Source organism: Schaalia canis, assembly GCF_003858455.1.
Classification (GTDB): domain Bacteria; phylum Actinomycetota; class Actinomycetes; order Actinomycetales; family Actinomycetaceae; genus Pauljensenia; species Pauljensenia canis.
Genome location: NZ_RQZF01000001.1, coordinates 133,343 through 157,722, shown reverse-complemented (window position 1 = coordinate 157,722; position 24,380 = coordinate 133,343). Strand labels below are relative to the sequence as shown.

The following is a 24,380-nucleotide window of genomic DNA, read 5'->3' as shown; positions in this document are numbered from 1 at the left end:
CATGACCGCCGTTGAAGTGCGCAAAACATCCTACGCTGCACTCGGCCTTACCGGTGAAGTGAATGACATTCCTTCTTCCTTCACAGGCCTCCTTCGGGAGAACGTGCAGAGGTCAGACGATGCCAAAGACTAGAGGGAGAGTGCTCGCTGCTCGCCTAAGGTCACGGTCGGGCGCGTCACTTGTTCCCTCAGTTCATCTGTCGCATTTGGCGTAATTCTTTCTTGAGGTCTTGGAGTTCGTCGCGTAATCGCGCGGCCAACTCAAACTTGAGCTCTTCGGCGGCACCGCGCATCTGAGCATGAACTTCCTCGATGAGGGCAACAAGTTCGGCCTCGGCGCCCGGTACCGGACGACGTTCGTGTGCGGCAGCGGCGTGTGCGGCTTTGCGGGACGCAGGCGAGGCGCTCCCTTCCTTCCGATAGCCGCCTTCAAGAAGGGTGGCAGTATCTACTGCCTCACGAGCGAGCATGTCGGTCACGTCAGCAATCTTCTTACGCAAAGGCTGGGGATCGATTCCATGCTCAGTGTTGTGGGCAATCTGCAATGCACGACGGCGTTCAGTCTCATCAATGGCAGCACGCATCGAGTCCGTGATGTTATCGGCATACATGTGGACCTCACCCGATACGTTTCGAGCGGCGCGGCCAATGGTCTGAATCAGTGAGCGGGTCGAGCGTAAGAAGCCTTCCTTGTCGGCATCCAAGATGGCGACCAATGAAACCTCTGGCAGGTCCAAGCCTTCACGCAAGAGATTAATACCCACTAATACGTCAAACTTCCCAGAACGCAGCTCTCGTAGGAGCTCCACGCGTCGCAATGTATCAACATCAGAGTGCAGATACTCGACGCGTACTCCTCGCTCAGCAAGATAGGTGGTCAGGTCCTCAGCCATGCGCTTGGTCAGCGTCGTCACTAGAACGCGTTCATCCTTTTCGACACGCTCGCGTACCTGTTCGAGAAGATCATCTATCTGGCCTTCGGTGGGCTTGACCACGATGCGTGGATCAACCAGGCCAGTGGGGCGGATGATTTGTTCGACGACACCATCAGAACGCTCAATCTCATAGTCACCTGGAGTGGCGGATAGGTAGACGGTCTGACCGATGCGTTCCACGAATTCATCCCATTTGAGCGGGCGGTTATCCATGGCAGAGGGGAGCCTGAAGCCGTGGTCAACGAGCGTGCGCTTACGCGACATATCGCCCTCGAACATGGCTCCAATCTGAGGGACAGTCACATGCGACTCATCGATAATGAGGACGAAATCGTCGGGGAAGTAGTCCAACAGAGTATGCGGGGGAGTCCCCGCATTGCGGCCGTCAATATGTCGAGAGTAGTTCTCGATCCCCGCACAGGTACCGATCTCCTTCATCATTTCCAGGTCGTACGTTGTTCTCATACGCAGGCGTTGAGCCTCAAGAAGTTTGCCTTGCCCCTCAAACCAGGCGACCCGCTCTTCCATTTCGCTTTCAATTCCTTCTATCGCTCGGCGCATACGTTCCTCGCCGGCGACATAGTGGGAGGCGGGGAAAAGGTAAACATGGTCGACCTCGTTGATCACTGCACCGGTCAGCGGGTGAAGGACGGCTAATGCTTCAATCTCATCGCCAAACATTTCGATCCGGATGGCTAGCTCTTCGTAAACGGGAATGATCTCTATCGTGTCCCCGCGCACACGGAAGGTGCCTCGTTGGAAGTCCATGTCGTTGCGGACGTACTGCATTCCCACGAAGGTGCGCAAAAGATCATCGCGATCGACGATCATGCCTCGGTGTAGTTCTGCCATGCGTGCGACATATTCCTCGGGGGTACCAAGGCCGTAGATGCACGATACTGAGGCAACAACAACGGTGTCGCGGCGGGTAAGCAGACTATTTGTTGCAGAATGCCGCAGTCGTTCGACTTCTTCGTTAATCGACGAGTCTTTCTCAATATAAGTGTCAGTCTGGGGGACGTAGGCTTCAGGCTGGTAGTAGTCGTAGTACGACACGAAGTACTCCACCGCATTATTTGGCAGAAGTGCTCGAAACTCCGCAGCGAGCTGCGCGGCAAGAGTCTTATTAGGCTCAATGACGAGGGCGGGGCGCTGAACCTTCTCAATCAACCACGCGGTTGTAGCTGACTTGCCAGTACCTGTGGCGCCAAGAAGAACGATATCTTGTTCTCCGTTGTTCAGACGTTCGGAGAGTTCCTCAATTGCGCGAGGTTGGTCTCCCGAGGGTGTGTATTCCGAAATTACCTCGAAAGGATGCTCTTGGCGCAGAACAGGTTGTTGGATCATATACCCACCGTAGCGCGCTCACCACACACATGCCTATAACGGCACCACAATACTGGTAACACTTCCGGAGGGAAGTTAATTCCTTTTCTCCAGGGAAACGCATACGATGTATACAAAAGCGGTACTACCTGTGGCACGAGGAACGAATGCGACGCCGCGCGCCAAATGCACGGTACCCTAGAGGGGCTGTCACGACTGATAGCCACCCCCACAACTATACGGAGTAGTCAGGCAATGACCGACGATAGTCGCCTTCCCCGCCACCGCGTGGCCCTCGCATGGGCAACCCACATCTTCACCCTCACCGGCGCCCTCTGGGCATGTCTGGCAACGGTGGCTCTCTTCGAAAACAACATCAAACTCATGTGGCTGTGGCTTGGTATCGCCCTCATCGTTGACGGTGTTGACGGCACCTTTGCCCGCTGGGCAGAGGTAAAGACCTACGCACCAGGTTTTGACGGCACAGCCCTCGACCTCATCGTCGATTACCTGACGTGGACCTTCATCCCCGCGGCTTTTATTTACCTCCACATCGACTTCGGTAGTGTCTCCATTGGTCTCGCGGCAATGGTTCTTATCACCGTGTCGTCACTCTTCTGTTACTGCAACGTCGCCCTGAAAACCTCCGACCACTACTTCATGGGCTTCCCTGCCGCATGGAATGTCGTCGCTGTCATCATGTGGATCTTCGAGCTGACGCCCATCACGAACATTATCGTGACCATTACTCTTGCGGTGCTGACGGTTGCCCCGCTCACCTTCGTCCATCCCTTCCGCGTCAAACGACTGCGCCCCGTCAATATTGCGGCCGCTTCCGCATGGGTGTTCGCTACGGCTGGGCTTGTCGCTCTCTACCCGGCTTCACCACTGTGGCTGGTCATTGTGTGGTGGATTTCCGGAGGCTGGATCATGGCAATTAGTGCGTGGCGTACAGTCAAGCAGATTCACAAGCAGCGTAAGTCTGCTGGAGCTTGCGTTCCTGCCTAAAGCGCCACACCTCAACGCCGATACTGGCAACAATCATTCCCGCTATGACCAACACAATGTAGGGCGGGTAATCGTCACCATGCAGCCAGAAGTACACATAGGGCGCGATGAACGTGACAACTGTTGTCACCATGCCAGCAAGGCGCACCCAGGCTACCGCAGCGGTAAACATTGCTAAGAGCCCCCAGGTGTAGGGGATAGCAGTGCCAATATCAATGACCCATAGCCACAGCAATGAACCGTGGAACTGGGGAACAAACATCACCGGCAGCGCACGCAAAGACGAATAGATAAAGATCGTCAGATAGACCCAGGACTTTGGTTCACGCGCCAAACGCATGAGAGCGCTCGTGTGGGTTAATGCAACCTTGGCTTTCGTCAAAGACCGGACAATGTCACGAGGAAGATACGCAGTGTCAATACCGGTAAAGACCTCTAGTTTCTGAGGATGCTCAACGATGACACTACGCGTGATTGACGCAGTGTGCATACCGATAACAGTCGCCCCACTGTGATGGGTGCCCAGCACGCGAACCAAGCCAGGCAAAACCTCGTCAATGGCGTCCCGATCTGCAGCCGAGTCGACAACGCACACCCAAAGGATGCAACGATCCTCAATAGAGTCACGCAGGTGGTCGAGCAGACGGTTCAAATTAGTTAGGTCAGCTACGGATACCTCGCGCACCTCTCGGCGTCCCAATTCAGCGAGCTGATGAACGCGGGCGGTCCGAAGGACAGCCTCATAATCAATCGACGCATCCCGAAGGGCAGGTAGTTCAAGAGGTGCGAACGGGGAACCGAAGAAGGCGTCAAGAAGGCGTGACAGTCGTTCACGGCGGGACACATTCTTTCGGCTCATAGGTGAGATAGTAGTAGCTTCTAGTCCTGAAAAAGGGATTGGCACACCCTGATTCATCCCCCCATCACCCCTGAGAAGGACCCCTTAAACAGGACAAATCCTCCCAGAATGCGGCTCTGAACAGTCCCTTTCGCTCAGTCTCGTATCGCAAGCGTGAGTAATACCGCAGTCATGAAAGGCCACAAAAAACCAGACCGTCAGGCCCATTTTGCGTGCTCCAGCTAAAATTGAGCGCCGAGGGGAGTAATCCCATCAAGCGTTGTTTCGTCATCACGGCAGTGTTTTTCTGCTCGGAACAACCGCCCTACAGGCGCTGAAACCAGGAGCGCATCAGGGTGGGAAGAGACCTCATGATCATGTCCTTGTACACGAAAGAGGTCTCCCTGGTGGATGTCCATCTGCTTGGCTGGGTCGGTTTGTCTGCCGTTATCCTGGCCCTCATCACCGTTGATATTGTTGGCCACGTTCGCACGCCGCATGCCCCAAGCCTGAAGGAAGCTGCTTGGTGGTCCCTCGGATACGTCATTCTTGGTCTTGGTTTCGGCGTCATCATCTGGTACTTCTACGGCGCCGTCTACGCCGGCCAATACTACGCAGGTTTCCTCACGGAAAAGGCCTTGTCGCTCGACAACCTTTTCGTCTTTATCATCATCATGGCCTCTTTCCGGATTCCGCGTGAGTTCCAGCAAAAGGCCCTTCTTTCGGGCATTATCATCGCCCTGGTTCTACGCCTGATCTTCATCCTTGTGGGCGCAGCAATCATCGAAAAGTTCTCCTGGGTGTTCTTCATCTTCGGCGCATGGCTGCTATGGACTGCATGGTCGCAAGCGCGTGAAGGCATCACCATTGACGACGAACCTACGGAATACCACGAGAACGCATTCGTCAGCATGATGCGTCGCCGTTTCCCCATCACCGAAGGCTTCGACGGACAAAAGTTCTTCCACCGTGAAAACGGCAAACTCTTCCTCACACCCCTTTTCCTTGTTGTGCTTGCACTCGGCTCTGCCGACCTCATGTTCGCTTTCGACTCAATCCCAGCGATCTTTGGTCTGACCCAGGAGCCATACCTCGTCTTCGCAGCCAACGCCTTTGCGCTGCTGGGCTTGCGCCAGCTCTACTTCCTCGTTGATGGACTGCTTGAACGTCTCGTCTACTTGCACTACGGCCTTGCAGCCATCCTCGGCTTTATCGGTGTGAAGCTCATCTTGCACGCAATGCACACCAACACCTTGCCTTTCCTCAACGGTGGCGAACCCATGCTGTGGGCTCCTGAGATTGGCATCGTTCCTTCCCTCGTGTTTATTGGTGTCACTATCACCGTCACAGTCGTAGCCTCGATCATCAAGAGCCGCTCGCTGCAAAAGCACGACGTCCCCCTCTCACGCGGACACTGAGCACAGTTGTGTCAGGGGTGCCTCACCGTGAGGGCCCCTGACACAACACGTTCCAACGCAGCAGAATCCAAACAAAGGCAACTCATGGCTGACTATTCAACCTACGGGCTGAGCACTCAGGACGTACGCACCCGCGTACAAAATGGGCAGATCAATGCCGTTGAGGAGCAGACATCCCGGTCACTGTCATCGATCGCCCGCGCCAATATTTTTACGCTCTTCAACGCGATCTTGGTTGGAGCGATGGCCACCGTGCTCCTTGTTGGAACATGGAAAGACGCTGTCTTTGGTGGCGTGATGATCGTCAATGCGGTCATTGGTATCGTGTCGGAATGGAAGGCCAAACGAACCCTTGATGAACTCGCTATCGTTGACGCTGCACGGGCAACCGTGTGGCGCGATGGCAACAGCGTTGAGATTCCTTTCGACGAGGTCGTTCTCGACGATGCTGTTGAGCTCACTCTCGGAGACCGTATCGGCGTAGACGGCACGGTCATGGAGGCCAGTGGCCTTGAGGTTGATGAATCGATGCTGACGGGCGAATCTCATCCCGTCCGTAAAAACCCTGGTGACCCTGTGCTCGCAGGTACCTCTGTCGTTGCAGGCTCAGGCTTGATTGTTGCTACTGCGGTAGGGGAAGATCTCTACGCTCAAGGCATCACGCGCCAGGTCAAAGCCTTCACGAGGACAACCTCAGAAATCCAAAAGGGCATCGACGCCGTGCTGCGGGTCATCTCCTTCCTTATTCTTCCAGTTGTTGCTTTATTGGCCTGGACGCAATGGACGGTATCGGGCGCTGACGGTGGCACTTTCGATTGGCGTCACGGACTGGTGCTTGCAGTTGCTGGCGTTGTTGGCATGATTCCTCAGGGCCTCGTTCTTTTAACCTCGATGAACTTCGCGGTCGGCTCAGCTAAACTTGCCCGCCAAGACGTGCTTGTTCAAGAACTTCCCGCAGTTGAGGTCCTTGCCCGTGTTGATGCCCTCTGTTTGGATAAAACCGGCACCCTCACAACCGGTGGTATTCGCCTTCATGGGCTCCATATCGTCGAGGGCACTGCAGCCGCTCTGTCTGAACATGCGGGCAATATTCTTGCGCTCCTCAATAAGGAGTCCTCAAACGCTACGGCGGCTGCAGTGATGGAAGCTATCGCCAATGACACAATCCCCGTAACGCAACGTCCTCAAGAGGAATGGTCGATCGCTTTCTCTTCTGCCCGGAAGTGGGCTGCCCTTGGCGTTAGCGGTACCTCATGGTACTTCGGCGCCCCTGAAATCCTCTTGGATGCCATTGCTGACGGGCCAGGTGCAGCCGTTGTCGAACAGTTACGCGCTTCCGTTTCTGAGCACGCAGATCAAGGTCGACGTGTTCTTCTACTCGCCCATTCATCGAGCGTCCCTGGAGAAACTGAGGACGGCGGACGTGACGAGAAGCTTCCACGCGACCTGCACGCCGTTGCGATGCTGACATTCGAAGAGGACCTGCGGCCCGATGCTGCTGACACCCTCGCTTACTTCCGTGAGCAAGGCGTACGCGTGCGCGTCATTTCGGGCGACAACCCCTCCACCGTCGCTGCTCTTGCACAGATGGTTGGCCTGACAACCCCAGGCGGCGAGGCCGTGCGTGTCTGTGACGCCCGCACCCTGCCTGAGGATCTTGAGAGCGCCGCCTTCGCAAGCGCCATTCGCAATCACGATGTCTTTGGCCGTGTCACGCCCGAACAAAAGCGTGCCATGGTTCGTGCTCTGCAGGAGGATGACCACTGCGTTGCCATGACCGGAGACGGCGTCAACGATGCTCTCGCACTCAAAGACGCCGACCTTGGTATTGCGATGGGTAACGGGGCGCCCGCCACGAAGGCCGTATCGCAAATCGTGCTTGTCGGTGGGGAGTTTTCTGTTCTTCCTGGTGTTGTCGCTGAAGGCAGACGGATTATCGCGAATATGGAACGCGTATCATCGCTCTTCCTCACGAAGACCATGTACTCGCTGGTCCTGGCACTGACCACCTCGTTGTTGCTGTGGCCCTACCCCTTCCTTCCACGCCACTTCACCTACATCGGTGTACTCACGATCGGTCTTCCTGCTTTCGCAATCGCTCTTGGGCCAAATACTCGACGATACGTGCCAGGTTTCCTCAAGCGCACCTTGAGCGTGGCAATCCCTGCGGGTGTAATCCTTGCCGGTGTTGCTTTGCTCGCCTATTGGTATGTGGGTATTGGCACCATTGAAGGCCAAAGCGTTGCGACCTTGTCCCTCATGGCCGGCGCCTTGTGGCTGTTGAGTATCACAGCACGCCCACTTGTTGGCTGGCGGATCGGCCTTTTGTTAGCGATGGGCGGAGCTGCAGTCCTAGGTTTCCTCGTTCCCATCACGCGGCATTTCTTTGCTTTGGAGTGGCCAACGGGCGAGCAGTGGAGCGTTATTGGCGTGATGGCGCTCGTGGCATGCATGCTTATTGAGGTTGTCTACCGCGTCCAACAGCACTTCACCACCGCGCCGAACGCATAAACGTGACGACGCCACAGCCGTAAATTCTCCTTTTCATCAGGCTTTCACACTTACAATGACCCTTTAACCTTTAGGGCTATTCGTTCAATGGAGGCGATTGCTATGACTGAATGGACGTTGAAACTCACAGTCGACGGAACGGCCGACGCGCCAGTTCTTGTGCTTGGTCATTCTCTCGGTTCATCCCACATCATGTGGGATTGGTGCCTACCAATGCTGACTCCGCATTTCCGAGTTGTGCGCTTTGATTTGCCTGGCCACGGAGGATCCGCCCCCGCGCCCATCAACGAACCACTCACCATGGACGCTCTGCTTCATGCCTTGGAGGTGTCCTTGAATAAGCTTGGTGTAGGCCAATTCCACATGGTAGGTCTATCTATCGGCGGCCTTATTGCCCTCGCAGCAGCAGAGCGCATGCCAGAGCGCCTCTTGTCCTCCACTGTCATGGCTTCCGGTCCCGTGAACGGCACGCCTGAAATGTGGGCCGAACGCGCAGAACTTGTCCGCACACAGGGTACGCAGGCGATTGTCGATGTGACGATGGAACGCTGGTTCTCACCTGCGTTTGCCGGATTTGACGAGGCCCCCGCCGCAGAGAGTGAGTGGGGGAGAGGTGCCTCTGCTGTGGCGCGCATCCGTGATGCCTTTGTTAACTGCGACAGCGAGGGCTACGCGCAGTGCTGTGAGATTTTAGCGTCAACGGATCTGCGCGCTGGCCTCGCTGAGGTGACAGTGCCGACTCTGGTCGTGAACGGTTCAGAGGATCTCGGCTTTGATAATGCCGCAGCGCGTGCCTTGTGCGACGCCTTAGAAGCTTCGCCGTCACGAGGCGCGCTGCACGTCGAAGGTGCTAAGCATATGTGTGCGGTTGAGCAACCGGAGCTTGTCGCCCGCGCCCTCGTGGAATGGAACACACGTACGACTGGGGACGGATTTTCCAGTTAAAGCACACTAAACTCGGGGTGTGCATGACCAACTGATCGTTCGCGGTGCCCGCGAACATAACCTCAAGGATGTTGACCTCGACCTGCCTCGTGATTCTCTTATCGTCTTCACGGGCCTGTCCGGTTCAGGTAAATCATCTCTGGCTTTCGACACTATCTTTGCTGAAGGCCAGCGGCGTTACGTTGAATCCTTATCCTCCTATGCCCGCCAGTTCCTCGGGCAAATGGATAAACCCGATGTCGACTTCATTGAGGGCCTGTCACCTGCGGTGTCTATCGACCAAAAGTCGACCTCACGCAACCCGCGTTCAACTGTTGGCACCATTACAGAAATTCATGACTACCTGCGTCTCCTCTATGCCCGCGCAGGTGTAGCTCACTGCCCAAAGTGTGATGCGCAGATTCAAGCTCAAACGCCACAGCAGATCGTTGACAGGGTACGTTCCCTCGCCGAGGGCACCCGTTTCCAGGTACTTGCCCCCGTGGTCCGCGGCAGGAAAGGCGAATACCAAGATCTCTTGGATGAGCTTCGTGCCGCAGGCTATGTGCGAGCCATTATTGACGGTCAACAGCTCCGCCTGGACACCGATGAGCTCCCAGTCTTGGAAAAGAAGCTCCGTCACGACATTTCTGTCATCGTCGACCGTCTTGTCGTTCGCGATGGAATGCGGCAACGTCTAACGGACTCGGTCGAAACTGCTCTGCGGCTCTCTGACGGCCTAGTGATCATTGATTACGTTGACCTCCCTGAAGATGACCCGGGACGGCAACGCCGTTACTCTGAAAAACGCGCATGCCCGAACGATCACCCCCTTGCTTTGGAAGAAATCGAACCGAGGACATTCTCCTTCAATGCGCCTTATGGAGCCTGTCCAGAGTGCACGGGCCTTGGCATGAAACTTGAGGTTGACCCTGAACTCGTCGTACCTGATGAAGAACTTTCCCTTCGTGACGGCGCGGTGAGTCCGTGGAGTGTGAACAACAAGTACCAGTTGAAGATTCTGGCAACCCTCGCTGAGGAGCTCGGTTTTAGTCTGGATGTGCCGTGGCGTGATCTTCCTGAGGACATCCAGCAGATCATTCTCTATGGCCACGACTACGAGGTGAAGGTTTCCTACCGCAACCGTTGGGGACGGGAACGCCGTTTCACCACAGGCTTTGAAGGTGCTGTCAACTACGTTGAACGTAAACGTGCGGAGACTGAATCGCAGTGGTCGATGGACAAACTCGATGGCTACATGCGAGAAGTCCCCTGCCCCTCATGCCACGGCGCGCGCCTACGCCCTGAGGTTCTGGCTGTTCGCGTGGGCGATTTGAGTATTGCCGCCCTGTCTGACCTGTCGATCGCTGAGGCTCGTGACTTCCTTAATGATCTGGAACTGGACGAACGTGCCGCAGCCATTGCTGCGCCGGTGCTCGCAGAGATTCGGGCTCGTCTCAATTTCCTTGTCGATGTCGGCCTCACCTATCTCACGCTCTCTCGTGCTGCTGGCACTCTCTCAGGTGGAGAGGCTCAACGCATCCGTCTTGCCACGCAGATTGGCTCAGGCCTCGTAGGGGTTCTTTATGTCCTTGACGAGCCTTCCATTGGCTTGCACCAGCGTGACAACCGTCGCCTCATTGAAACCCTTGAGCGCCTCCGCGATTTGGGAAACACTCTCATTGTTGTGGAACATGACGAGGAAACGATGGAAGCTGCTGACTGGATTGTCGACATTGGTCCAGGGGCAGGTGAGCACGGAGGTCAGATTGTTCATTCTGGCCCCTTGGACGCTCTTCTAGCCTCCTCGGGATCGCTCACCGGAGATTATCTCGCCGGTCGACGCATGATCCACACGCCCTCAAAGAGGCGCGCTGTTGACCACTCTCGGGCGTTGACGGTTGAAGGCGCGCGTGAACACAACCTCAATAACGTTTCCGTGTCCTTCCCGCTGTCCTGCTTCACTGCGGTCACGGGCGTGTCCGGTTCGGGCAAATCAACCCTGGTCAACTCAATTCTTTATCGTTCTCTCGCGTCGCGGCTGAACGGGGCGAGGCTTGTACCTGGACGACACCGCACCGTCACGGGAATGGAGCATCTTGATAAAGTCGTTCACGTTGATCAATCGCCCATCGGGCGCACCCCTCGCTCGAATCCGGCGACTTATACGGGCGTGTGGGATCACATTCGAAAGCTCTTTGCGGAAACGCAGGAAGCGAAGGTCCGAGGATACGGCCCTGGCCGCTTCTCTTTTAACGTTAAGGGAGGGCGCTGCGAATCCTGTAAGGGTGATGGAACGCTTCGGATTGAGATGAATTTCTTGCCCGATGTGTATGTCCCTTGCGAGGTCTGTCATGGCGCCCGTTACAACCGTGAAACCCTTGAGGTGCTCTACAAGGGCAAGTCCGTTGCTGATATTTTGAATATGCCCATTAGTGAGGCCGCTGAATTCTTTGCCCCCATCGCTCGTATCGCACGGCATCTCAATACTCTTGTTGAGGTCGGCCTGGGTTATGTGCGTTTGGGGCAGTCCGCCACCACGCTATCGGGCGGTGAAGCCCAGCGCGTGAAGCTGGCATCCGAATTGCAGCGTCGTTCAAATGGTCGCAGCGTGTACGTCCTTGATGAGCCAACAACTGGCCTACATTCTGAGGATATTCGCAAGCTCTTGCTCGTCTTGCAGTCCTTGGTTGACAAGGGCAATACGGTAATCGTCATTGAGCATAATCTTGACGTCATCAAATGTGCTGATTGGATTATCGATATGGGTCCTGAAGGTGGTTCAGGTGGTGGCCTTGTCGTAGCCGAGGGTACTCCTGAGGATGTTGCCCGTATCCCGGGATCGTTCACTGGACAGTATCTGGCCAAGACCTTTGAACGCGACGCTGCGCGCACAGCATAGTCCGTAAAGGCGCTGCACAAGTAATGGCCCGGAAGCACGCGCTTCCGGGCCAATTCATTGGTGATCTGCCACCTGGCTACTTGCGCTTACCAGATGACTCGTGAGGCACATCGAAACCGTGCTCATACACCGCATCAACCTCGTGAGCAAAATCTGCGACAACAGCAGAACGGCGTAGCTTCAACGAGGGCGTCAGATAGCCGTTTTCCACGGTGAATGTTGTGTCAACAATGCGGAATCGGCGGATTGACTCGGCGCGGGAAACCTTCTTATTAGCGCGCATAATCGCCTTCCGAAGGGATTCTTGCACCTCAGGCAAGTCTGCGGCAGTTGAGGCATCGACAACGTCCAGACCATGTGCGCTCAGCCAACCGGGCAACATGTCAGGGTCAAGGGTGATGAGCGCACCAATGTAGGGGCGAGCCTCGCCAACGGCAACGACGTGGCCGATCAGTGGGTGAGTCACCAGTGAATCTTCGAGGATTTCGGGCGACACATTCTTGCCGCCGGCGGTCACGATAATTTCCTTCTTACGACCGGTGATACGGATATTTCCCTTGCGGTCAACTGATCCTAGATCGCCAGTATGGAACCAGCCGTCCTGGATGGCCTGGGATGTTTCCTCAGGCAGGTTGTGGTAGCCCTGCATGACGGACACGCCCTTGATAAGAATCTCGCCTTCGTCGGAGATCTTGACGGCATTGCCAGGGAGAATCGGGCCGACCGTTCCCATCGGGCTATATCCGGGAAGTTGCGCAGCGATAGGGCCGGTAGTTTCGGATAGGCCGTAGCCTTGAATGACGGTGATACCGGTGCCGCCAAAGAAATGGGCAAGCTCAAGGGAAAGTGGGGCGCCGCCACAGACGATGTATTCAAGATTGGGGCCCAGGACGCTGCGCACCTTTGATAGGACGAGCTTATCGGCGATGCTATGGCGTGCACGCAGCAGGGGAGAGGGGCCGAAAAGCCCTTCTTTCGCAGCCGACCAGTGGCGAGATTGCTTAGCGGACCAGCCGAAGATCTGGCGCTTAAGCCCAGAGCCTGCCTTTGCAGAGGCGGCGTTGTAGACCTTTTCAAGTACGCGCGGCACAGCCAGCAGGATAGTGGGTTGGAAGGCTTCAATATCCGTCAAAAGGCGCTTGACGTCAGGGGAGAAAGCGATTACGCCACGCGCTGACAGGAGAGCATGCATGACGAAACGTGCAAGGACATGCGCCAGTGGCAAGAAGAGAAGCATACGCAGGGAAGGAGCGTCAATGACGTCGGGAAGGGCTTGGCGGACGGCTTCAGCAGTGCCAACGAAATTACCGTGGGTGAGGACTACGCCTTTGGGTACACCTGTTGTACCGGAGGTGTAGATGATAGTAGCCATGTCGTCGACGGTGAAGTGGGTAGCACGCTCGTCTAAAGCAGACGGGGCTACGTCTCGTCCGGCGGTAAGGATCGTACGCAGTGCTCCGCGGTCAAGAGCATCCACTGAACGTACCGAGGGAGCTTCAACTGACTCGACAAGCTCTGCCTGCTGAGCGGTTGCTGTAAAGACTTGCACCACGTGAGCATCGTCAAGGATGTGTCGAATCTGGGTGGTGGAATCGGATTCGTAGATGGGGACTGTAACGGCACCGATCGTCAGGATAGCGAGGTCGAGGAGCATCCATTCGTAGGAGGTTGACGAGAGAATTGCGACCTTTTCACCGGTCTGGATTCCAAGACCAAGGAGGCCGCGAGCGACGTCCTCGACTTGCCGTTGTAGATCCGCTGCGGTCACGGGTTGGCGAGCACCAACGGCAGAGGTCTTTTCGACAACGACCGCGTCGGGGTGACGTTCGGCGCGCTTGCGAAGCATCGAAGGGATGGTGTCGTCTGCCTGGAGTGTGAAACGAGCTTTCTGGCTGATTGACCCGTCACGATGCTTCTTCATTGTTTCTCGCTATCTTGGTGAGTGAAGAGATCCACAAAGATCAACTTCATAGTTTGGAATAGTGTAATTCTACAGCTCCACGGTCGATATCACGAACCATTTACAGATCGAAGTAGAGCTGATACTCCAAAGGATGCGGGTAGACGCGCATGGGTTCGACCTCGTGGGTCATTTTGTAGCTGATCCACGTCTCAATGAGATCCTGAGTGAAGACGTCTCCCTCGGTGAGGAACTCATGGTCCTCACGCAGGGCGTCTAACGCGGCCTCCAGAGAATGGGGAAGCTTGGCAATATCCTCGTACTCCTCTGGTGGCAGTTCGTAGAGATCCTTATCGATGGGAGCTGCAGGCTCCATACGATTACGAATACCGTCAATCCCCGCCATTAAGCAGGCTGCGAAAGCCAGATAGGGGTTCGCAGAAGGATCCGGCACGCGGTATTCGATACGCTTCGCTTTCGGGGACGTGCCGGTTACCGGAATACGGATGCACGCCGAACGATTGCCAGCCGAATAAACGAGGTTAATCGGTGCCTCGAAGCCTGGCACCAAACGTCGGTAGGAGTTCAGTGACGGGTTGGTGAAGGCGAGAAGTGCCGGAGCGTGAGCAAGCAGACCGCCAATAAACCAGCGAGCAGTATCTGACAACGAACCGTAACCGCGCTCATCATAGAAAAGCGGTTCGCCATCCTTCCACAACGACAGGTGCGTGTGCATACCCGAGCCATTGTCACCAAAGATTGGCTTTGGCATAAAAGTCGCCGTCTTCCCGTACTGGAAGGCAGTGTTCTTGATGACGTACTTGAATTTCATCATGTCATCAGCTGCCGCCATGAGCGACGCGAAGCGATAGTTAATCTCATGCTGCCCTGCAGCCCCGCACTCATGGTGAGAACGCTCAAGATGTAAGCCCACACGGCGAAGATTCGTGGCCATCTGGTCACGCAAATCATGGTCGCGATCCGACGGCGAAACAGGGGAGTAGCCCCCCTTGTTACGTAGGCGGTAGCCGAGGTTACCTCCAGGCTCAACGGTGGCGGCGTTCCATGGGGCCTCTGAAGAATCCAGAGCATAGAAGGTGTGGTTCTGACTGACCTGGTAGCGAACGTCATCGAAAATAAAGAACTCTGCTTCGGCACCAACGAAGCAGGTGTCAGCGATACCCGACGCACGGAGGAATGCTTCTGCTTTTGCCGCTACCTGACGAGGATCACGAGAGAAAGGTTCATCAGTGAAGGGGTCGACAATGGAAAACAGGATGATAAGAGTCTTTGCTGCACGGAAAGGATCAACGTAGGCGGAGCTCAAGTCGGGGATAAGTTTCATGTCCGACTCATGGATGGCTGCGAAACCTCGGATGGAGGACCCATCGAACATGAGACCATCGGTAATGCCCGCCCGGCAAAACTCCTCGGCCGGAACAGTCAGATGCTGCTGGACGCCCAATAGGTCACAGAATCGTACGTCAACGTATTCAATCCCCTGAGTTTCGATGAAGTCGATAGCTTCTTGCGCATCTGCGAACATGGGGGTCCTTTCACAGGAACTGCTACGAATCGCGCCCGTCAATGGCCGCCACAGCCACCTAAAGACACGTCAAAAAGAGAACAAAGCAATCCTACTCCTGCGGCCTGCCCCACAGTGCTGACCATTCCGCATCCTGGTCGTAAGACGACTAGGCTTACACGCGTGGCTGACCCGATGACTTACCGCCCTCGAACCGGCGATATTCCCACCGAACCAGGGGTGTATCGATTCCGAGATGAACAAGGCCGCGTCATCTATGTGGGAAAAGCAAAGAACCTTCGGCAACGCCTGAGCAACTACTTTCAGGATCTCAGTCAGTTGCACCCCCGCACCCAGCAGATGGTCACCACCGCTCAATCAGTGCAGTGGACAGTCGTTGCATCCGAAATTGAAGCCCTCACCCTTGAGTTCCAATGGATTAAAGAATTCAATCCACGCTTCAACGTGATGTTCAAGGACGACAAGTCCTACCCCTACCTTGCTGTTTCCATGGGTGAACGCTACCCACGCGTCCAGATCACGCGAAAAATCCATCAACGCGACACGAAATACTACGGCCCCTACACCCATGTGTGGGCCATTCGAGAAACCATCGACCTCCTTCTACGTGCCTTCCCAATGCGAAGCTGTTCAGCGGGCGTCTTCCATCGCGCAGTGGCCCAACAGCGGCCCTGTCTGCTCGGCTATATCGAGAAATGTGCTGCCCCCTGCACCGGGAATATCTCTGAAGCCGACCACCGCGAACTCGCAGAGAATCTGTGCGACTTCATGGACGGTCGCACCCGTCCTTTTATCCGCGCTCTGGAAGAACAGATGCAGGAAGCCTCTGAGGAATGGGACTTTGAACGCGCAGCAAAGTTGCGAGACGACATCGCCGCATTGACAACCGTCCTCGAGAAAAACTCCATCGTTCTCAATAACGGGGTTGACGCCGACATTTTTGCGCTGGCTTACGACGAGCTCAATGCTGCAGTGCACGTTTTTTACGTCCGAGGTGGCCGTATTCGAGGAACACGAGGCTGGGTGCTTGACCGTCTCGATGACGCCGATGAACACTCACTGATGGCCCGCCTCCTTGAACAGGTCTACGCTGACGTTCCCCCTGCCTCGTCCCCTTTGCGCGGGCGCCCCTCTCAACAATCTGAAGCCATGTCAGTGGACGATGTCGCGCACACACCAACCTCTGCGCTGCCGCGCAATGTCTATGTCTCGATCGAACCTGAAGATGCTGACTCACTCCAGGCGTGGCTGACCCAAATTCGAGGTGCCAAAGTCGGCATTTCAGTTCCGCGTAGGGGAAAAGTCGCAGACCTCATGGCAACCGTGCTCAAAAATGCTCAACATGCTCTCGAGATATATAAAACCCGAAGAGCAGGAGATCTCAGCGAACGTGCCAAAGCTCTTGAAGAACTTGCCCGAGAACTCGATTTACCCGCAGCCCCGTTACGTATCGAATGTTTCGATATCTCCCACACTCAAGGTCAGCACCAGGTTGCTTCGATGGTCGTCTTTGAAGACGGCATGCCCCGAAAAGACGCCTACCGTAGCTTCAACCTCGCTCCGGTGAATGGACGCCCCCTCGACGATACTGCGGCAATGGCTGAAACGCTCACTCGCCGCTTTAAGCGCCTTCTCGCTGAGGAAGCTGGCCAGAATGGTGAGGACGACGAAGGAGTTGCCTACAACAGTGGCCCCGTTGATCCCACGACGGGACGGCCTCGACGATTCTCCTATCGCCCCGATCTTCTTGTCGTTGATGGCGGTCTTCCCCAGGTCAACGCGGCGCGCGCCACCCTCGATGAACTCGGAATCGATATCCCGCTAGTGGGGCTGGCGAAACGTCTTGAAGAGGTGTGGATTCCTGACGACCCCTATCCACTCATCTTGTCGCGCGCCTCTGCAGGCCTGTATTTGCTTCAGTACATCCGCGATGAGTCCCACCGATTTGCCATTACTAAACACCGCGCACAGAGGGGGCGCGCCCAAACACGTTCGTTCCTCGACACTATCCCCGGACTCGGACCGGCCCGACAAAAGGCACTTCTTCACCACTTTGGTTCCGTCAAGCGTCTTCGTAGTGCCAGCGTTGATGAAATATGCTCTGTTCCGGGAATCGGTCAACAACTCGCACGCACAATCGTTGATGCCCTGGCACCAACGGATTCTTCGGGTACATCGGCATCTGCCCAGTCCAATACCGCTGAAGGATCGAATGCCCCATGAATCCATCCCGCGAACACGGTAGCCTTGACACACACCTCACAGGAAGGAGCGATGACGCAATGACCTACCCTGGCGATGATCCCAATCCTCTAACATTCCCCAGCGGCATCCCTCTTCTTGATAAAGCTGCACAGGCTCCGCACCCTGCGGACAACGAGATCCTCATTATCACCGGCCGTTCAGGAGCCGGAAGGAGCGGCGCTGCCCGCGCACTTGAGGACCTCGACTGGTATGTCGTTGACAATCTTCCCCCCACACTCATCCCAGCCGTCATTGGCATGATGACCCCCTCAGGTGAGGGTGTCCACCGTCTTGGTCTTGTTGTTGACGTCCGTTCGGGCGCATTCTTTAACGACCTCCTTACCATCTTGGATGAGCTCCGTGACGGGGGCCTGCCCTACAGATTGATCTTTCTCGAGGCTGACGATGAAACCATCGTTCGCCGCTATGAATCGAATCGTCGACCGCATCCACTGCAGGACGAGGGCACCATTCTTGACGGGATTCACGCTGAGGATCGTCTCTTAGCTCCAATTCGTGCTCGCGCCGATGAGATTATCGACACCACTCACATGAACGTGCACGACCTCTCTCGGCATATTCGTGATGTTGTTGCCGGAGAAAAAGATCGTCCCCTTCAACTGACAGTCATGTCTTTCGGCTTCAAGTACGGCCTGCCGATGGACGCCAACCATGTCCTTGACGTGCGCTTCCTCAAAAATCCCTACTGGGTGGGGGAGCTGCGCCACCTGACCGGTCGTGATGCCCCCGTCGCCGAGTATGTGCTTAATCAACCGGGCGCACGTGATTTTGGACTGCAATACGCTGATCTGCTTGCCCCTATGCTGCGCGGCTACCTTTCGGAACTCAAGCCTTTCGCCACCGTTGCCGTTGGTTGTACTGGCGGAAAGCACCGCTCCGTCGCACTCGCTGAACTTATTGCTGAACGACTGCGCCAGCACGGTTTCACGGTACGCATCTCCCACCGTGACCTAGGAAGAGAGTGATATGTCCTACCTCGATAAAGATGGCTGGCCGGTGCGCGGAGAAGTTGGCCAAGCAGTTGTTGCTCTCGGCGGCGGACACGGATTGTCAGCGACCTTGCGCGCACTTCGCCATATCACTCGTTCACTCACTGCCGTCGTCACCGTCGCTGATGATGGTGGTTCCTCCGGTCGCCTGCGGTCTGAGATGGATATCTTGCCACCAGGAGATTTACGAATGGCACTGGCAAGCTTGTGCGAGGAATCCGAATGGGGACTTACCTGGCGTGATGTCATGCAGCATCGTCTCGACTCCTCGGGCCCTCTTGAGGGACATGCCCTCGGAAACCTTCTCATCACAGGGCTGTGGCAACTGCTGGGTGACACTGTAGAAGGGCTTGACTGGGTTGGGCGGCTTCTGGGTGCTCAAGGCAGGGTCTTGCCAATGGCCGCGGTTCCTCTCGATATTGAAGCGCAGATGCGTCAGGGAGATACTCTTCGAACTGTTCGTGGGCAAAGCCATGTTGCTAAGGCTCCGGGAGTTGTTGAGCATGTTCGACTTCTGCCGGAAAATCCACCCGTCCATCAAGATGTCATTGATGCCATTCACGACGCCGATTGGGTCATCCTCGGCCCTGGGTCGTGGTACACGTCAGTCTTGCCACACCTGATGGTGCCTGAACTTCGCCGTGTGCTTGTCACAACCGATGCGCATCGGGCACTCATTATGAATCTTGCCTCTCATACCGATGAAACTGAGGCAATGACCACAGCGGATCATATTCGGGTTCTGGCACACTATGCTCCAGACTTAAAGCTTGATGTTGTTGTTGCTGACCCGACGGTCACTGATGACATTGACGATCTCATCGCGGCCGCAAGCCAGATGGGCGCGCGCGTGCTGCTACGTCAGGTGCGAACAGGGGATGGGCAACCCCATCATGATCCTTTGCGCTTGGCTGCTGTATTGCGTGATGCCTTTGATGGATTTCTTGGTGAGGTCGGTAAACACGAGCCTTGGCTCGCATAGATTCGACGTTTGGGGAAGGACCGCCTGTGTCACTAACGACCGACATGAAAGAAGAACTCGCGCGCACCCGCGTGAGCTCGCTGTCGGCCATGGCTGCCGAAGTCGCCACGACTCTGCGTTTTTCCGGCGGTCTCCATCTGGTCGCCGGCAGAATCATTGTTGAGGCTGAGCTCGACACGCATATCGCTGCCCAACGTCTGATGCGTTTTATTGCCGGCATGTACAACGCGGAATCTGACATTGTCATCGTTTCTGCTGGCGGGCTGCGCCGTGGCAACCGTTACGTCGTTCGCGTCGTCAAAGAAGCGGATCAGCTTGCTCGGATGACCGGTTTGATTGACAGTTTTGGCCGTCCTGTTCGAGGTCTCCCACCTTCATTGGTCGCTTCAGGAAATGAAGAAGCCGCTGCCGCATGGCGTGGTGCTTTCCTTGCTCGCGGATCTTTGCTAGAACCTGGCCGTTCATCCTCCCTTGAAGTTACCTGCCCGGGCCCAGAAGCTGCCCTCGCCCTCGTTGGGTGCGCCCGCCGTTTGGGCGCCCCGGCACGTTCGAAGGAAGTGCGCGGCACCGACAGAGTCTCCGTCCGGGATGCCGACGCCATCGGCGTCCTGATTGCCGCTATGGGTGGTGTGGAAACCCACAAGGTGTGGCAAGAGCGTAAGGTCCGACGTGAGGCACGCGGTTCTGCAAACCGCCTGGCAAACTTTGACGATGCGAATCTTCGGCGTTCCGCCAGGGCAGCGGTTGCGGCTGGTGCTCGAGTACAACGCGCCTTTGAAATCCTCGGAGATGACATTCCTGAGCACCTGCGAGAAGCAGGTCAACTGCGTTTGGAACACAAACAGGCATCCCTGGAAGAGCTTGGAAAGCACACTGATCCGCCGCTTACCAAAGATGCTGTTGCGGGTCGTATTCGGCGTTTGCTGGCGATGGCTGACAAAGCCGCCCACGAACGAGGGATTCCTGACACCGAGGCTGTCCTGACTTTGGACATGCTCGAAGATGACTAAGTAAATGACACCTCTTTCGCTGTGAGGTCCTCGCCGCTAGAATGTGGCGAGGACCTCAACATATGCCAAGAAGGGCCGTACGGCCCGGTTAAACACCCCGAAGGGGTGTAGATTTAGAGGTGCACAAATCGCAGGACATCTGCGAGCCGCTTCATCAGCCCGATGGGGCGGTAGCTCAGAAACTGTGCCCGATTAGGGGCACTAGCAGGAGGACAATAGTGACCACCCGCGTTGGTATCAATGGCTTTGGCCGCATCGGCCGTAACTTCTTCCGCGCTGCTCTGCAGCAGGGCGCCGATATCGAGATCGTTGCCATCAACGACCTCACCGACAACAAGACCCTCGCACACCTGCTCAAGTACGACTCCATCCTGGGTCGTCTCGATGCCGAAGTTAGCTACGATGACGAGTCCATCACCGTCAACGGCCACCGCATCGTTGCCCTCGCTGAGCGCGATCCTGCCAACCTCCCCTGGGGCGAGCTTGGCGCTGACATCGTGATCGAGTCCACCGGCTTCTTCACCGACGCTGCCAAGGCTAAGGCCCACATCGACGGCGGCGCCAAGAAGGTCATCATCTCCGCTCCCGCGAAGAACGAAGACGGCACTTTCGTTATCGGCGTGAACTGCAAGTCCTACGACCCCGAGGTTCACCACATCATCTCGAACGCTTCGTGCACCACGAACTGCCTCGCTCCTCTGGCTAAGGTTCTCGACGAGAACTTCGGCATTGAAGCCGGCCTCATGGTCACCATCCACGCCTACACCGGCGATCAGCGGATCCACGACGCTCCTCACTCCGACCTGCGTCGCGCCCGCGCTGCAGCTCTGAACATCGTTCCCACCTCCACCGGTGCTGCAAAGGCTGTTGCCCTCGTTCTTCCCCAGCTCAAGGGCAAGCTCGACGGCTACGCCATGCGCGTTCCGGTTCCCACCGGTTCCGTCACCGACCTCACCTTCAAGCCCTCCAAGCCTTGCACCGCTGAAGAGGTCAACGCCGCCGTTAAGGCTGCTGCTGAAGGTGAACTGAAGGGCATCCTCGCCTACACCGAAGAGCCCATCGTCTCCACCGACATCGTGACCGATCCCCACTCCTCGATCTTCGATTCCCAGCTCACCAAGGTGATCGACGATCAGGTCAAGGTTGTCTCCTGGTACGACAACGAATGGGGCTACTCGAACCGTCTCGTGGACCTCACCGTCCTCGTCGGCTCCAAGCTCTGATTCTCACGTCATAACGTGACGAGTACATGAGGGCGCCCGCGCACGCACCGCGTGCGCGGGCGTTCCTCGTCTCTTCATCTCTTCATCGGCACTACCCACTGAGTGCCCCTGCGTGAAAGGCATGGTTCATGAGGACCATCGAAACCCTCGGCGATCTGCGCGGAAAGCGCGTCCTCGTCCGTTCCGATTTCAACGTTCCGCTCAAGGATGGCGTCATCACCGACGACGGCCGCATCCGTGCAGCACTCCCGACCCTGAACACTCTGCTCGAAGCTGGTGCAAAGGTTGTCATCATGGCTCACATGGGCCGTCCTAAGGGTGAAGTTAACCCCGCCTTCTCTCTTGCCCCCGTCGCACAACGCCTCGGCGAACTCGTTGACACCAAGGTCACCCTCGCTGGTGACGTGACCGGCGAATCAGCGAAAGCTACCGTTGACGCCCTTGAGGACGGCGAGATCGCCCTTCTTGAAAACGTTCGCTTCGACCCCCGTGAAACCTCCAAGGTTGACGAGGAACGTGAAGAACTCGCACGCGAGTTCGCCGCCCTTGGCGATGTCTTTGTCTCTGACGGTTTTGGTGTCGTTCACCGCAAGCAGGCATCAGTCTACGACATTGCCAAGCTCGTTCCCTCAGCCTCGGGCCTGCTTGTTCTCAAGGAGATTGACTCCCTGCGTCGTGCGACCGACAACCCCGAACGGCCCTACGCCGTTGTCCTCGGCGGCTCAAAGGTTTCCGACAAGCTCGGCGTTATTGCCAACCTGCTGACCAAGGCGGACATGCTCTTCATCGGTGGCGGTATGGCATACACCTTCCTCGCAGCCAAGGGCTACTCCGTGGGTAAGTCTCTGCTCGAAGAAGACCAGATCGAGACAGTGAAGGGCTACATCGCTGAGGCTGCCGAACGCGGCGTTGACCTTGTTCTGCCTGTCGACACCCTGGTTGCCCCCGAGTTTGCCGCCGACGCACCCGCAACTGTAGTCCCTGTCGACGCCATTCCCGCTGACCAAATGGGTCTGGATATCGGTCCCGAGTCGCAGAAGCTCTTTGCCGACAAGCTCTCCACCGCTAAGACCGTCGCATGGAATGGCCCCATGGGAGTCTTCGAGTTCGACACCTTCTCTGGTGGTACTCGCGCTGTCGCCGAAGCACTCTCCTCTGGCGACATGTTCTCGGTCATCGGTGGTGGCGACTCTGCTGCTGCTGTCCGTCTCCTCGGCTTCGATGAGGCCACCTTCTCTCACATTTCCACCGGTGGTGGCGCCTCCCTCGAACTCCTCGAAGGCAAGGTTCTGCCCGGTATCGCAGTTCTGGAGGACTGAAACATGGCACGTACCCCACTGATGGCCGGCAACTGGAAGATGAACCTTGATCATCTTGAGGCCAATCACCTCATCCAAGGCCTGGCAATGGAACTGAAGGATCGCGAGCACGACGTCACCAAGTGTGAGGTCCTCGTCGTTCCTCCTTTCACCGACATCCGCACCGTTCAGACGGTCGTTGAGGCTGACGAACTCGCCGTGAATTACGGCGCTCAGGATGTCTCTATTCACGACAATGGCGCATACACCGGTGAAATCTCCACCGCTATGCTGAGCAAGCTCGGTTGCACCTATGTCCTCATGGGTCACTCTGAGCGTCGTGAGTACCACAATGAGTCCGATCAGCTCGTCGGCGCTAAGGCCCGCAAGGTGCTTGATGCCGGCATGACCCCCGTGCTCTGCTGCGGTGAGGCCCTTGACATTCGCAAGGCTGGCACCCACGTTGAGTTCGTTCTCGGCCAGATCCGCGCCGCTCTTGAAGGCTGGTCTGCTGAGGACGTCGCAAAGATTGTCATCGCCTACGAACCTATCTGGGCTATTGGCACTGGCGAAACCGCCACCGCCGAAGACGCACAGGAGGTTTGCGGTGCGATCCGTGAGGCTCTGCGCGCTGACTACGGTGATGCTACCGCTGGCAGCACTCGCGTACTTTACGGCGGCTCCGCTAACCCCGGCAATATCAAGGACCTCATGGCTCAGCCTGACATTGACGGAGCTCTCATTGGTGGCGCATCCCTGAAGGCGGATTCCTTCGCTCAGATGTGCACCTACTACGCTTCCTGATCAGCCTTGTTAGCCACATAGGCTGACAGCTCAATAGCGGGCCTGTGGGCCAACCGGCATGTCCGGTTGGCCCACAGTGCTATTGAGCGACTACACTGGTCACGTTGTGCGATCTTGCGTCGAAGATCGCTCGGGCCGTTATTCATCTCATCGGATCGGATTTACACCGTGGCAGTTATCAAGGTCACCCTCCTGGTGCTCATCGTCCTCTCCAGCTTGCTGCTTATGCTGACTGTTCTCATGCATAAGGGTCGTGGCGGCGGCATCTCGGACATGTTCGGTGGTGGTATTTCCTCGACTGCCGGTTCCTCTGGTGTGGCAGAACGCAACCTTAACCGCATCACCATTGGTATCCTCACCGTCTGGACTACCTGCATCGTTGCCTATGGAGTCCTTTTGAAGTTCGGCCTCTGATCAGCCTTTCATGTTGGTGCCGTTGACCTTGAAGGTCAACGGCACCAACGCGTTCATCGACACATAAGCCCCAGTCACTTTACATAG

At 56.5% G+C, this 24,380-nt stretch carries 18 protein-coding genes; 14 read left to right on the top strand and 4 right to left on the bottom strand.

Features of this window, described 5'->3' with window-relative positions:
* Position 1: 1 nt before the first annotated feature.
* Positions 2-133 (top strand): hypothetical protein, encoded by a 132-nt coding sequence (locus tag EII11_RS10895; protein WP_276310946.1) that lies wholly within the window; start codon positions 2-4, stop codon positions 131-133.
* 55 nt (positions 134-188) lie between these two features.
* On the opposite strand, the gene uvrB is transcribed toward EII11_RS10895, so the two are convergent.
* Positions 189-2,282 carry an excinuclease ABC subunit UvrB gene (uvrB, locus tag EII11_RS00670; RefSeq protein WP_124867581.1) on the bottom strand — a complete coding sequence of 698 codons (2,094 nt, stop codon included), beginning with the start codon at positions 2,280-2,282 and terminating at the stop codon, positions 189-191.
* Between the two features lie 234 nt (positions 2,283-2,516).
* Between uvrB and EII11_RS00665 the strand changes: the two genes are divergently transcribed.
* Positions 2,517-3,269 (top strand): CDP-alcohol phosphatidyltransferase family protein, encoded by a 753-nt coding sequence (locus EII11_RS00665; RefSeq protein ID WP_124867579.1) that lies wholly within the window; start codon positions 2,517-2,519, stop codon positions 3,267-3,269.
* Here EII11_RS00665 and EII11_RS00660 read toward each other — a convergent pair.
* Positions 3,217-4,128, bottom strand: coding sequence for a hypothetical protein (locus EII11_RS00660; RefSeq protein ID WP_124867577.1), 912 nt, complete (start codon positions 4,126-4,128; stop codon positions 3,217-3,219). The genes EII11_RS00665 and EII11_RS00660 overlap by 53 nt on opposite strands.
* 386 nt (positions 4,129-4,514) lie before the next feature.
* Here EII11_RS00660 and EII11_RS00655 point away from each other — a divergent pair, with 386 nt between their 5' ends.
* From EII11_RS00655 to uvrA, 4 genes are all read left to right on the top strand, one after another.
* Positions 4,515-5,525, top strand: a complete 1,011-nt coding sequence (locus EII11_RS00655) for a TerC family protein (RefSeq protein WP_124868238.1) — start codon at positions 4,515-4,517, stop codon at positions 5,523-5,525.
* 84 nt (positions 5,526-5,609) lie between these two features.
* A complete protein-coding gene (locus EII11_RS00650; RefSeq protein ID WP_124867575.1) occupies positions 5,610-8,036 on the top strand; it encodes a cation-translocating P-type ATPase in 2,427 nt (808 codons plus the stop codon).
* 102 nt (positions 8,037-8,138) lie between these two features.
* Positions 8,139-8,981, top strand: a complete 843-nt coding sequence (locus EII11_RS00645) for an alpha/beta fold hydrolase (RefSeq protein WP_165867014.1) — start codon at positions 8,139-8,141, stop codon at positions 8,979-8,981.
* 19 nt (positions 8,982-9,000) lie between these two features.
* Positions 9,001-11,862 carry an excinuclease ABC subunit UvrA gene (gene uvrA / locus EII11_RS00640; protein WP_124867571.1) on the top strand — a complete coding sequence of 954 codons (2,862 nt, stop codon included), beginning with the start codon at positions 9,001-9,003 and terminating at the stop codon, positions 11,860-11,862.
* A 76-nt stretch (positions 11,863-11,938) separates the two neighbouring features.
* On the opposite strand, the gene EII11_RS00635 is transcribed toward uvrA, so the two are convergent.
* A complete protein-coding gene (locus EII11_RS00635; RefSeq protein ID WP_124867569.1) occupies positions 11,939-13,783 on the bottom strand; it encodes an AMP-dependent synthetase/ligase in 1,845 nt (614 codons plus the stop codon).
* Positions 13,784-13,883: 100 nt separating this feature from the next.
* Positions 13,884-15,308, bottom strand: coding sequence for a type I glutamate--ammonia ligase (gene glnA / locus EII11_RS00630; RefSeq protein ID WP_124867567.1), 1,425 nt, complete (start codon positions 15,306-15,308; stop codon positions 13,884-13,886).
* Between the two features lie 162 nt (positions 15,309-15,470).
* On the opposite strand from glnA, the gene uvrC reads away from it, so the two are divergent.
* From uvrC to secG, 8 genes are all read left to right on the top strand, one after another.
* Positions 15,471-17,531, top strand: a complete 2,061-nt coding sequence (uvrC, locus tag EII11_RS00625; RefSeq protein ID WP_124867565.1) for an excinuclease ABC subunit UvrC — start codon at positions 15,471-15,473, stop codon at positions 17,529-17,531.
* Between the two features lie 59 nt (positions 17,532-17,590).
* Positions 17,591-18,538, top strand: a complete 948-nt coding sequence (gene rapZ, locus EII11_RS00620) for an RNase adapter RapZ (protein ID WP_124867563.1) — start codon at positions 17,591-17,593, stop codon at positions 18,536-18,538.
* A 1-nt stretch (position 18,539) separates the two neighbouring features.
* Entirely contained in the window at positions 18,540-19,544 is a 1,005-nt protein-coding gene (locus EII11_RS00615; protein WP_124867561.1) for a gluconeogenesis factor YvcK family protein, read from the top strand.
* Positions 19,545-19,570: 26 nt separating this feature from the next.
* Positions 19,571-20,554, top strand: a complete 984-nt coding sequence (gene whiA, locus EII11_RS00610) for a DNA-binding protein WhiA (RefSeq protein ID WP_124867559.1) — start codon at positions 19,571-19,573, stop codon at positions 20,552-20,554.
* A 218-nt stretch (positions 20,555-20,772) separates the two neighbouring features.
* Positions 20,773-21,777 carry a type I glyceraldehyde-3-phosphate dehydrogenase gene (gene gap, locus EII11_RS00605; RefSeq protein WP_124867557.1) on the top strand — a complete coding sequence of 335 codons (1,005 nt, stop codon included), beginning with the start codon at positions 20,773-20,775 and terminating at the stop codon, positions 21,775-21,777.
* 128 nt (positions 21,778-21,905) lie between these two features.
* Positions 21,906-23,096 (top strand): phosphoglycerate kinase, encoded by a 1,191-nt coding sequence (locus EII11_RS00600; RefSeq protein WP_124867555.1) that lies wholly within the window; start codon positions 21,906-21,908, stop codon positions 23,094-23,096.
* A 3-nt stretch (positions 23,097-23,099) separates the two neighbouring features.
* Complete coding sequence (gene tpiA, locus EII11_RS00595) at positions 23,100-23,879, top strand: triose-phosphate isomerase (protein WP_124867553.1); 780 nt, start codon at positions 23,100-23,102, stop codon at positions 23,877-23,879.
* A 168-nt stretch (positions 23,880-24,047) separates the two neighbouring features.
* Positions 24,048-24,293, top strand: coding sequence for a preprotein translocase subunit SecG (gene secG, locus EII11_RS00590; protein WP_124867551.1), 246 nt, complete (start codon positions 24,048-24,050; stop codon positions 24,291-24,293).
* The last annotated feature ends 87 nt before the right edge of the window (positions 24,294-24,380 follow it).